This is a genomic window from Streptomyces sp. NPDC031210 (genome assembly GCF_055570395.1).
The window spans coordinates 540,926-551,624 of sequence record NZ_JBVIHH010000001.1 but is presented as its reverse complement, the minus strand read 5'-3'; the positions used below and the strand labels follow the sequence as shown (position 1 = coordinate 551,624).

Here is a 10,699-nt window from a genome sequence, read left to right as displayed (position 1 = left end):
CCGCTACCCCGCGATCCGTACAGTCGTGGTGGCTCCCCAGATCGCCAGGCTGAGAAAGAAGTCCATGATGTTGATGGCGACGATGGAGGTCCGCACCGCCCGGCCCACCGCGATGCCGACGCCGGCCGGGCCGCCCTTCGCGTAGTAGCCGTAGTAGCAGTGGACGAGAATGATGACGACGGCGAAGACGATCACCTTGCCGAAGGACCACAACACGTCGACGGGCGGCAGGTACTGCTGGAAGTAGTGGTCGTACGTGCCCGCCGACTGCCCGTAGTAGCCGGTGGTGATCGTGCGGGCGGCGAAGTACGAGGAGAGCAGCCCGACCACGTACAGCGGGATCACCGCGGCGAAACCGGCGATCATCCTCGTGGTGACCAGGAAGGGCAGCGAGGGGACGCCCATCACCTCCAGCGCGTCGACCTCTTCGCTGATCCGCATCGCGCCGAGCTGGGCGGTGAATCCGGCGCCGACCGTCGCGGAGAGGGCGAGCCCCGAGATCAGCGGCGCGATCTCCCGGGTGTTGAAGTAGGCGGAGATGAACGCCACGAAGTTCGACGTGCCGAGCTGGTTGAGCGCGGCGTACCCCTGGAGGCCGACCTCGGTTCCGGTGAAGAAGGTGAGGAAGGCGATGACCCCGACGGTGCCGCCGATGACCGCCAGCGCCCCGCGGCCGAAGCTCACCTCGGCCAGCAGGCGCAGGACTTCCTTCTTGTAGCGGCGCAGCGTGCGGGCGGTCCAGCCGAGCGAGCGGCCGTAGAAGGAGAGCTGGCCGCCGAGCTCCTCGAGGGAGCGGAGGGGGCCTGAGAGGAATCGTTCCGACAGCGTCATCGACTAACCCCTCTGCGGAACGACTTGGAAGTAGATCGCCGTCATCACGAAGTTGGCGACGAACAGCAACATGAAGGTGATGACGACCGACTGGTTCACCGCGTCGCCGACACCCTTGGGTCCGCCCTTGGCCGTCAGGCCCTTGTACGAGGCGACGATCGCGGCGATGGCGCCGAAGAGCAGCGCCTTCAGCTCGGCCCAGTACAGGTCGGGCAACTGCGCGAGGGTGGTGAAGGAGGCCAGATAGGCGCCTGGGGTCCCGTTCTGCAGGACCACGTTGAAGAAGTAGCCGCCGGCCACGCCGACCACCGAGACCAGTCCGTTGAGCAGCACCGCGACGGCCATGGAGGCCACCACCCGTGGGACGACCAGTCGGTGGATCGGGTCGATCCCGAGCACCTCCATGGCGTCGATCTCCTCGCGGATCTTGCGCGCCCCGAGGTCCGCGCAGATCGCGGAGCCGCCGGCGCCCGCGATGAGCAGCGCGGTCACGATCGGCGACGCCTCGCGCAGCACCGTGAGGACCGAGGCGGCGCCGGAGAACGACTGCGCCCCCAGTTGCCGGGTCAGACTGCCGATCTGGAGCGCGATCACGGCTCCGAAGGGGATGGAGACCAGCGCGGTGGGCAGAATCGTGACGCTCGCGATGAACCAGGACTGCTGGATGAACTCGCGTATCTGGAGCGGACGTCGCGGAAGGGTCCGCAGGACGTCCATGAACAGCGCGAACAGACTGCCGGAATGTTTCAGCGCGTTGGTGGGCGACAGGCTCATATGCCGGTCACCCCCCGGCCGTCCAGGCTGATGGCGCTCTCCGTGGCGGCGCGCAGGTCGCGCAGGCGCTGCATCTTCTCCTCGTGTTCGGCGATCTCCTTCCAGCGGGGCGGGCGGACGATGCCCTCGCTGGGCAGCAGGCGGGGGGTGATGCCCGCGCCGGACGCGCCCTTGCCGCCCTTGGGTCCGCGGTGGTTTCCGGCATCGAGCTCGGCCAGTTCCTGTTCGACCTGGGCGGCGTCCTTCTCCTCGGCCATCCCGATAGGGCCCTGCATGCGCCCGTTGAGGAACTGGCCGACCACCGGCTCGTCACTGGACAGCAGATCTTGCCTGGGCCCGAACATCACCAGCTCGCGCCGGAACAGCAGCCCGATGTTGTCCGGCACCAGGCGGGCCGAGGCGATGTCGTGCGTGACGATCAGGAACGTCGCGTCGATCTGCGCGTTCAGGTCGACGATCAGTTGGTTCAGATAGGCCACGCGCACCGGGTCGAGGCCGGAGTCGGGCTCGTCGAACAGGATGATCTCCGGATCGAGCACCAGGGCCCGCGCGAGACCGGCCCGCTTGCGCATGCCCCCGGATATCTCACCGGGCAGCTTCCCCTCGGCTCCGAGCAGACCGACCATGTCCATCTTCTCGAGGACGATCTGCCGGATCTCGCGCTCGGACTTGCGGGTGTGCTCGCGCAGCGGGAAGGCGATGTTGTCGTAGAGATCCATCGAGCCGAACAGCGCGCCGTCCTGGAAGAGGACGCCGAACAGCTTCCGCACCTCGTAGAGGTCGTGCTCGCGGAGCCGGGTGATGTCCTTCCCGTCGATCCGTATGGAGCCCCTGTCGGGCTTGAGCAGGCCGACGAGCGTTTTGAGGAAGACGGACTTACCCGTGCCGGACGGGCCCAGCAGGACGGAGATCTCCCCTGCGGGCAGCGTGAGAGACACGTCCTGCCAGATGACCTGGTGTCCGAAGGATTTCGTCAACCCTTCCACACAGATCTCGACACCCATTCGGTCCGCCCTTCAGCCCCGGGAGCAGCTCTGTCATCTGCTCTACGGTGGCGGGCGGCTCGTCCGTCGCGAGGAATCGGAATTTTTTTACAAGCTCGCAATCGCGCTTTGATCAGGGCCGGACGTCGGTGTGCAAGGAGCCCGTGGGCAGCGAGTGGGCGGGCGGCTCGGTGGCGCTGCCGCCCAGGCCGGCCGACGGGTCGACGCCCGAGGGGGAGCTCGAAGCGGAGGGGCCGGACGGACCGGAAAGTCCGGACAGATCCGACAAGTGCGAGGTCTGCGACCGAGCCGAGTCGGCGGAGGGGGCCGACGGAACGTCACCGACCGACGGGGCGCCGGGAACATCCGGAGTATCGGGAACATCCGGGATGTCGGGAAGCGACGGCACGGGCGGGACGGACGGGACCGAGGGGACGGTCGGAATCGCCAGCCCAGGGAGCGTCACCGCCCCGGGCAGCATCGACCGCACTTCCGCGGTCAGATCGATACCGAGCTGCCCACCCGCACGGCCTGGCGTGGAGGTGGCACCCCAGGACGACGGCGGCGCGTCGCTGTCGTACGAGGCCGTGGGCCACTCCTCCGTCTCCTCCGGGGAGGCCGGTCCGGGGTGGGTCTCGTCCGGCGCGTACGGGTAGTGGGGCGCGGCGAATCCCAGGACGGCCAGCGTCGCCGCCGTGGACACCAGGGTCGCGGCCTGCGCGCCTCCGCCGCCCGCTCGGTGCCGCACCTGCCCGCCCAGCCACAGGGCGGCCCCGAGCGTCGCGGCGAGCGAGTTGCGCAGCGTCCGCCGCGCCCTCGCCAGCAGCGACTCGACCGTGCGGTAGCTCAGCCCCATCTTCCCGGCGACCTGACCGACGTCCAGGTCCTCCGCCTTCAGCCAGAGCGCCTCGGCCTGCCGCGCGGGCAGCTCACCGCTCCGGCTCGCCAGCCACTTGGCCTCCGCGCGGTCGCACACCTCTTCCTCGACGGGCGGGGGCGGGGGGACGGCGAACGTCGACCGACTGCCGACCTGCGCCTCGCGATTGACCTGCCGGTACCGGTCGGCGCACAGCCGCATCGTCACGGTCGTCAGCCACGCCCCGAGCCGCTCCTCGTCGACATGGGGGTTCTCCACCGCGCGCAGCATGGCCTCGTGCACCGCGTCCTCGGCGTCCTCGACGCTCATGGACCTCCGGCGAGCCACCTTCAGCAACTGCTCGCGCTGGCTCCACATCCGCTGCCAGCGTTCCTCGGAGCCGCCGTACGACCCACGGGAACGCGTGGGATGAGTGTTCGCTGCCACAAGGCCCCTCGCACTGTCGAGATCGATACCCGCGGCCCGGAAGCGCCGCCTCCTCTTAGGAGAGCGGTGACATTACCGCCGGGTACCCCCTGGTGGGGAGGGGTAGGACGGACTCAATCCGGGACCGGAGCGGATACGACCGCGGGACCTCCGGGACGATGCGCGACGATCGGCGTGCGGCGCAGCACGATCCGGCGCCCCGTCCCGTAGCGATCCGGCGCCGATCCCATGACGATCCGGCACCGGACCTGCGGAGATCGCGGGCCAGGAAGTAGCGGCTTCGCTCCGGTATTTCCGCTTTTGAGCAGGGCTTTTCACGGGCTTGAGCACCACGAAGTCCGCACCGGCGGGGAACTGCTTCGCCGCGGCCGCGTCCGTCGTGCGGAGCTCGGCCCAGGACAGACCGGGTCAGGAGTCCCGCAGCTATCCGAGAAACGACAGGCGCACCTGGCGGTGGGGATTGTCGACGTTGGTGTCGACCAGGCAGACGGACTGCCAGGTGCCGAGGGCCAGGCGGCCTTCCGTGACGGGGAGCGTCGCGTGGGGCGGGACCAGGGCGGGCAGGACGTGGTCGCGGCCGTGGCCGGGGGTGCCGTGGCGGTGGCGCCAGCGGTCGTCGGCCGGAAGGAGGTCGTGGAGCGCGGCGAGGAGGTCGTGGTCGCTGCCCGCGCCGGTCTCCAGTACGGCGATGCCGGCGGTGGCGTGCGGAACGAAGATGTTGAGCAGGCCGTCGCGGCCGTCCGCCACTTCAGCGAGGAAGGCCGCGCAGTCGGCGGTCAGGTCGGCGACGGTCTCCGTGGAGCCGGTGGTGATGTCGAGGGTGCGGGTGGTGAAGGCGGTGTTCATGTCCCCATCTTCGTACGGGCCGCCGGCGCGGTCCCGCAACCGGGTGGGGCGGGCCGCCGCAACGCCGCCGCAACAAAGGTCCAGCAGCCGAGACGACGATTGACCCTCCCGGAGTGGCGCCGCTACCGTCGGCGGCATGTCTACGTCAGCCCTGCTCACCACGCGCGGTCATATCGACCTGCTGCGGGTGGCCTCCGCCGCCTGTCGCCGCGGCCGCTGACGCTCTCTAACCTTTTCCGGGTCCTCTCCCCTTGAGCGGTAGCGCGTAGAGCGCCGCCCGCAGAGCCCCGACAGGTCCTGAGCCCGTAATCGTCGCTGCCGGTTCAGCCGGCCTCCTTTCCTCACGCCTTCGTTTCCTTACGCCGTCGTCGCCCTGCGCGGCGCTGCCTTCGCGGTGCCGTCCTCGTACGCCCTGCCGCCGCGCGGCTTCGGCGTGCCCTGCCCTGCCCGTGGAGCCCCTATGACCCTCGACCAGGCCCTGCCCGGCCGCCGCCGAACTTCGCCCGAAACGTCCCGTGAGGGCGAGGTGTCACAGACCTCGGAGACTTCGGAAGCACGGGAAACCCCGGTCGGCGCACGGGACGCCCCGGAGCTCTCCCGGGTCGTTCCCGTCTCCCGGCGGCGTCGGGCGGTGCCCCGGTGGGTGCGGCGTACGGCGGGGCCCGTCGCGTTGTTGGTGTTGTGGCAGGTGTTCAGTGCGACGGGTGTGCTGCGGGCGGATGTGCTGGCCTCGCCGGGCACGATCGCGGCGACCGCGGGTGACCTCATCGGGGAGGCGACGCTGCCGTCGGCGATGCTGGTCTCCCTGCGGCGGGTCGCGGTGGGGCTGTTGGCGGGAGGTGTCGTCGGCATCGCGCTGGCGCTCGTCTCGGGGTTGTCCCAACGGGGTGAGGACCTGGTCGACGCGACCGTGCAGATGCTGCGCTCCATCCCCTGGGTGGGGGTGATCCCGCTGTTCATCATCTGGCTGGGCATCGGCGAGACCCCCAAGATCGCGTTGATCGCGCTCGGGGTGGCCTTCCACCTGTATCTCAACGTGTACGCCGGGATCCGGGGCGTGGACGCCCAGTTGGTCGAGGCCGGGACGTCGCTGGGGCTGGGCCGCTGGGGACTGGTCCGGCATGTCGTCCTGCCCGGCGCGCTGCCGGGTGCCATGACCGGACTGCGCTACTCACTCGCCACCGCCTGGCTGGCGCTGGTCTTCGGAGAGCAGGTCAACGCCGACGACGGCCTCGGCTTCCTGATGAACCAGGCCCGGGAGTTCTTCCGCACCGACGTGATCGTGGTGTGCCTGGTGGTCTACGCGCTCCTCGGGCTCCTGGCCGACCTCCTCGTCCGTACTCTCGAAAGGCTGCTGCTGCAATGGCGACCGACATTCACCGGCCGGTGACCGGCATCGGCGGAGGTGAGCCCGACGCGGCGGCCGTCCGGGTCAGTGGGCTGGTGCGGGCCTTTGAGGGCCGCGAGGTCATCGACGGGCTCGACCTCACCCTCGCACCGGGCGAATTCGTGGCGCTGCTCGGCCGCAGTGGTTGCGGGAAGTCGACTCTGCTGCGGGTGCTGGCCGGGCTCGACCGGGAGATCGAGGGCGAGGTGCTGGTGCCGCGCCGTAAGGCCGTGGCCTTCCAGGCGCCGCGGCTGATGCCCTGGAAGCGGGTCTGGCGCAATGTCCTGCTGGGGTTGCCGGGGCGGGCCGAACGGGACGACGCGCTGCGGGCGTTGGCGGAAGTGGGTCTCGGTCATCGCGCCGACGCCTGGCCCAAGACGCTCTCCGGCGGGGAGGCCCAGCGCGCCTCGCTCGCCCGGGCGCTGGTGCGCGAGCCCGATCTGCTGCTGCTGGACGAGCCTCCCCCATAGCCCTGAACGGGCATGGGAGGTGCCCCCATGGCGCGCTCGACGCGCTGACCCGGCTCACGGCGCAGCGGCTGGTGGCCGAGTTGTGGCGGGAGCGCGGGTGCGCGGTGCTGCTGGTCACCCACGACGTCGAGGAGGCGCTGCTGCTCGCCGATCGCGCGCTGGTGATGGAGGACGGCGCGATCGCGTACGAGACGGCCGTCGATCTGCCGCGGCCGCGCGACATCGGGGATCCCCGCTTCGCCGCGCTGCGCGCCCGCCTGCTCGACCGGCTCGGAGTGGAGGGGCCGCCGGACGCCACCGCCCCGGGGCCCGGGCCCGCCACCAGCACCAGCACCAGCACCAGCACCAGCACCCATGCATAACCGCCCGGACGACAAAAGCCTCGGGACACGCACACCCACAGGAACGGAACCGAAACCCATGAGACCACGGCACCTCGCCCCGGCCCTGCTGCTCCCGCTCACCTTGCTGCTGGCCGCCTGCGGTGGCTCGTCGCGAACCGGGGGCGCCTCGGGCGGGACGGCCGTCGGCACCGACGGCAAGGGAGCGCTGACGCTCAACGTCGGTGATCAGAAGGGTGGTTCGGAGGCGGTGCTGCGGGCCGCCGGCGAGCTGGACGACCTCCCGTACACGATCAAGTGGTCGACGTTCACCTCCGGGCCGCCGCTGCTGGAGGCCGTCAACGCCGGTGCCGTCGACATCGGCGGGGTCGGGAACACCCCGCCGGTGTTCGCGGCCGCCGCACACTCGAAGATCAAGATCGTCGCCGGCGCACACAGCAGGTCCGACGGCGAGGCGATCCTGGTGAAGAAGGACTCCCCGCTGAAGCGGCCGGGCGAGCTGAAGGGCAAGTCGATCGCGGTGGCGCAGGGCAGTTCCGCGCACTACCAGCTCATCGCCTCCCTCAAGAAGGCCGGACTGTCCCCCAAGGACGTCACGATCAACTATCTTCAGCCGGCCGACGCGCTCGCCGCGTTCACCCGCGGCAAGGTGGACGCCTGGGCGGTGTGGGACCCCTACACCTCGCAGGCGCTGGACCAGGCCGGTGCCCGCGTGCTGACCACCGGGCAGGGGGTGGTCAACGGGCTGAGTTTCCAGGTCGCCGCGCCCGCCGCGCTGGCCGACAAGAAGAAGGCCGCCGCGCTCAAGGACTACACCGACCGGCTGCGGCGTGCCCAGAACTGGGTCCACAAGCACCCGGACGCCTGGGCGAAGGTCTGGTCCGAGGAGACCGGGTTGCCGCGGAAGGTGGCGCGGGACGCGGTCGAGCGGACCCGGGGCACCGCGGTGGCGGTGGCCGTCGACAAGGCCGCCATCGCCTCCGAGCAGCGGATCGTCGACACCTTCACGGCGCTCGGCCTCATTCCCCGCTCGTTCGACTTCGCGTCGTACGTCGATCCCCGCTTCAACGGTGGCCTGCCGCCTTCGAGCACGGCGCCGCGCACCTACGGAAAGGGCCACTGACATGTCCGTACACCTGCACTGGTTCCTGCCGACCGGCGGCGACGGGCGGACCCTCGTCGACCGGCACGCCTATACCGACGGCGGTGTCCGGCGCGACCGCATCACCCCCGTCAGCGGGGTCCGGGCTCCGGACATCGCCTATCTGGCGCAGATCGCCAAGGCGGCGGAGCAGTTGGGGTTCGAGGCGGTGCTCACGCCCACGGGTACCTGGTGCGAAGACGCGTGGCTGACGACGGTGGCGCTGACGCAGGTCACCGAGCGGCTGAAGTTCCTGGTGGCGTTCCGGCCGGGCCTGATCTCGCCGGTGCTGGCGGCGCAGATGGCCTCGACCTATCAGCGGATCTCGCGCGGGCGGCTCCTGCTGAATGTGGTCACGGGCGGCGACTCGACCGAGCAGAGGCGGTTCGGTGATCACCTCGACCATGACCGGCGCTATGCCCGTACGGATGAGTTCTTGCAGGTCGTACGGGGTGTGTGGAGCGGAACGCCGTTTGACTTCCAGGGCGAGCACTATCAGGTCGAGGGGGGTCTGACCGCACTGCCGCCGGATCCGCTGCCGCAGATCTTCTTCGGGGGTTCGTCGGCGGCGGCCGGGCCGGTCGCGGCGCGGAACGTGGATGTCTACCTCACCTGGGGCGAGCCGCCCGAGCAGGTCAGGCAGAAGATCGAGTGGATTCGCGGGCTGGCCGAGCGGGAGGGCCGTACGGTCCGCTTCGGCATCCGGCTGCACACCCTCTCGCGGGACTCCTCGAAGGAGGCGTGGGCGACCGCCGACCGCCTGCTCGACGACCTCGACCCGGACACCGTCGCGGCCGCCCAACAGGCGCTGGGCAAGAGCGAGTCGGTGGGTCAGCGGCGGATGCTCGCGCTGCACGGCGGGTCGCGCGACAAGCTGGAGATCTCGCCCAATCTGTGGGCGGGGATCGGGCTGGTGCGCGGTGGCGCGGGGACCGCGCTCGTCGGCAGCCATGCGGAGGTGGCCGACCGGATCGAGGAGTACCACGCACTGGGCATCGAGCACTTCGTGCTCTCGGGTTATCCGCATCTGGAGGAGGTCTACTGGTTCGGCGAGGGCGTGCGGCCGGAGCTGGCGGCCCGCGGTCTGCTGGACGCCGTTCCGTCCGCCCTGGCCGGCGTACCGGCCGCCAACGGCCGGCCGGCCTCCGCTCCCGGCGGCGCCCCACTGCTGGTCGCGGGCGGGCGCTAGAGGAGGCGTGGGGGTGGGCGGGTGCCGGGGCGGGGCGGCGGTGGGCACGCCCGGCCCGGGAAGACACGCGCCGCCCCCCACGTTGGTAGAAACATGAACTACAGCGGGGTGCGTGAGGCCGAGGCCATCGGCGAGGTGCGCGAGGCCGAGGTCCCCGGCGGGGTGCGCGAGGTCGAGGTCGTCGTGATCGGGGCCGGTCAGGCGGGCCTGGCCGCCGCCTTTCACCTGCGGCGGGCGGGATACGTACCCGACCGGGACACCGTCGTACTCGATCATTCGCCGCGCCCCGGCGGCGCCTGGCAGTTCCGCTGGCCGACGCTCACCTACGACAAGGTGCACGGCATGCACGCCCTGCCGGGCATGGAACTGACCGGCGCCGATCCGGCCCGCCCGTCCGCGGAGGTGATCGGCGGGTACTTCGCCCGGTACGAGGAGGTCTTCGGGCTGCGCGTGCACCGGCCGGTGCACGTGACGGCGGTGCGCGAGGGCGCGGGCGGACGGCTGCTGGTGGAGACCTCGGAGGGCGGCTATGCCACCCGGGCGCTGATCAACGCGACCGGGACCTGGGACCGGCCCTTCTGGCCGCGCTTTCCCGGGCAGGAGACGTTCCGGGGGCGTCGGCTGCACAGCTCCCGCTATCCCGGGCCGGACGCCTTTCGCGGGTCGCGGGTCGTCGTGGTGGGCGGGGGGACGTCGGCCGTCCAGCAGTTGCTGGAGATCGCGCCCGTCGCCGCCGCCACGACCTGGGTGACCCGCCGGCCGCCGATCTTCCGCGAGGGCCCGTTCGGCGAGGAGGCCGGCCGGCAGGCGGTCGCCCTGGTGGAGGAGCGCGTCCGGCGGGGGCTGCCGCCGCGGAGCGTGGTGAGCGTGACCGGGCTGCCGATGACGGAGGCGGTCCGGCGCGCTCGCGCGAGCGGGGTCCTGGAGCGGCTGCCGCTGTTCGACCGGATCACGCCCACCGGCGTGACCTGGGCGGACGGGCGCGCGGTCGAGGCGGACACGCTCCTGTACGCGACCGGCTTCCGCGCCGCCCTCGACCATCTCTCCCCGCTGCGGCTGCGCGAGCCGGGCGGCGGCATCCGGATGGCGGGCACCCGGGCGCTGCGCGACCCGCGGGTGCATCTGGTCGGTTACGGGCCGTCGGCGAGCACCATCGGCGCCAACCGCGCGGGCCGCGCCGCGGTCCGCGACGTCCGGCGCCTGCTGGCCGGCCGTCCCCGACTCGCGGAGGGGGAAGGGGAGTTGGTCGGCTCCCCGGCTTCCTGGGACGGGGTCGGCGCACGGGAACACACGAACGCTGGATCGAATGTTCGCTGGAAAGTGTGATCGAAGTCGGTAGGGGTTCCGCACCCCCGCCTCGCCAGGTGATGCTTACGGGGCGCGAGCGACGGGCTGCAGACCGTTACGGCGCCTCCGGCCGACATCCCTTTCCGG

10 protein-coding genes and 1 pseudogene are annotated in these 10,699 nt (G+C 71.2%); 6 read left to right on the top strand and 5 right to left on the bottom strand.

Annotated elements, in window-relative coordinates:
• Window positions 1-3 precede the first annotated feature (3 nt).
• The 5 genes from ACZ45Z_RS02540 to ACZ45Z_RS02520 form a co-directional block, all read right to left on the bottom strand.
• A complete protein-coding gene (locus tag ACZ45Z_RS02540) occupies window positions 4-831 on the bottom strand; it encodes an MlaE family ABC transporter permease (protein ID WP_468354785.1) in 828 nt (275 codons plus the stop codon).
• A 3-nt stretch (window positions 832-834) separates the two neighbouring features.
• Window positions 835-1,605, bottom strand: coding sequence for an MlaE family ABC transporter permease (locus ACZ45Z_RS02535; RefSeq protein ID WP_468354782.1), 771 nt, complete (start codon window positions 1,603-1,605; stop codon window positions 835-837).
• On the bottom strand, window positions 1,602-2,609 hold the full coding sequence (locus tag ACZ45Z_RS02530; protein WP_468354779.1) for an ABC transporter ATP-binding protein: 1,008 nt from the start codon (window positions 2,607-2,609) through the stop codon (window positions 1,602-1,604). The genes ACZ45Z_RS02535 and ACZ45Z_RS02530 overlap by 4 nt, the downstream gene beginning before the upstream one ends.
• 112 nt (window positions 2,610-2,721) lie before the next feature.
• Window positions 2,722-3,891: an RNA polymerase sigma factor gene (locus ACZ45Z_RS02525; protein ID WP_468354776.1), complete on the bottom strand. Its 1,170-nt coding sequence runs from the start codon at window positions 3,889-3,891 to the stop codon at window positions 2,722-2,724.
• A 423-nt stretch (window positions 3,892-4,314) separates the two neighbouring features.
• The gene (locus tag ACZ45Z_RS02520; protein ID WP_468354773.1) at window positions 4,315-4,737 is read right to left on the bottom strand and encodes a secondary thiamine-phosphate synthase enzyme YjbQ; all 423 of its coding nucleotides are present in this window, start codon (window positions 4,735-4,737) and stop codon (window positions 4,315-4,317) included.
• Window positions 4,738-4,873: 136 nt separating this feature from the next.
• Between ACZ45Z_RS02520 and ACZ45Z_RS02515 the strand changes: the two genes are divergently transcribed.
• From ACZ45Z_RS02515 to ACZ45Z_RS02490, 6 genes and pseudogenes are all read left to right on the top strand, one after another.
• On the top strand, window positions 4,874-4,957 hold the full coding sequence (locus tag ACZ45Z_RS02515; RefSeq protein ID WP_362702479.1) for a putative leader peptide: 84 nt from the start codon (window positions 4,874-4,876) through the stop codon (window positions 4,955-4,957).
• 240 nt (window positions 4,958-5,197) lie between these two features.
• A complete protein-coding gene (locus tag ACZ45Z_RS02510) occupies window positions 5,198-6,127 on the top strand; it encodes an ABC transporter permease (protein ID WP_468354770.1) in 930 nt (309 codons plus the stop codon).
• A pseudogene (locus ACZ45Z_RS02505) lies at window positions 6,100-6,956 on the top strand (ABC transporter ATP-binding protein). Before ACZ45Z_RS02510 ends, ACZ45Z_RS02505 begins: the two are co-directional and overlap by 28 nt.
• 58 nt (window positions 6,957-7,014) lie before the next feature.
• Window positions 7,015-8,058 carry an ABC transporter substrate-binding protein gene (locus ACZ45Z_RS02500; protein ID WP_468354767.1) on the top strand — a complete coding sequence of 348 codons (1,044 nt, stop codon included), beginning with the start codon at window positions 7,015-7,017 and terminating at the stop codon, window positions 8,056-8,058.
• 1 nt (window position 8,059) lies between these two features.
• Window positions 8,060-9,265, top strand: coding sequence for an LLM class flavin-dependent oxidoreductase (locus tag ACZ45Z_RS02495; RefSeq protein WP_468354764.1), 1,206 nt, complete (start codon window positions 8,060-8,062; stop codon window positions 9,263-9,265).
• Between the two features lie 162 nt (window positions 9,266-9,427).
• A complete protein-coding gene (locus ACZ45Z_RS02490; protein ID WP_468355544.1) occupies window positions 9,428-10,591 on the top strand; it encodes an NAD(P)-binding domain-containing protein in 1,164 nt (387 codons plus the stop codon).
• Window positions 10,592-10,699 lie beyond the last annotated feature (108 nt).

Coding starts and splice junctions, on each gene's coding strand:
- ACZ45Z_RS02540 (WP_468354785.1), bottom strand. CDS start 831: ATGACGCTGTCGGAACGATTCCTCTCAGGCCCCCTCCGCTCCCTCGAG.
- ACZ45Z_RS02535 (WP_468354782.1), bottom strand. CDS start 1,605: ATGAGCCTGTCGCCCACCAACGCGCTGAAACATTCCGGCAGTCTGTTC.
- ACZ45Z_RS02530 (WP_468354779.1), bottom strand. CDS start 2,609: ATGGGTGTCGAGATCTGTGTGGAAGGGTTGACGAAATCCTTCGGACAC.
- ACZ45Z_RS02520 (WP_468354773.1), bottom strand. CDS start 4,737: ATGAACACCGCCTTCACCACCCGCACCCTCGACATCACCACCGGCTCC.
- ACZ45Z_RS02515 (WP_362702479.1), top strand. CDS start 4,874: ATGTCTACGTCAGCCCTGCTCACCACGCGCGGTCATATCGACCTGCTG.
- ACZ45Z_RS02510 (WP_468354770.1), top strand. CDS start 5,198: ATGACCCTCGACCAGGCCCTGCCCGGCCGCCGCCGAACTTCGCCCGAA.
- ACZ45Z_RS02500 (WP_468354767.1), top strand. CDS start 7,015: ATGAGACCACGGCACCTCGCCCCGGCCCTGCTGCTCCCGCTCACCTTG.
- ACZ45Z_RS02495 (WP_468354764.1), top strand. CDS start 8,060: ATGTCCGTACACCTGCACTGGTTCCTGCCGACCGGCGGCGACGGGCGG.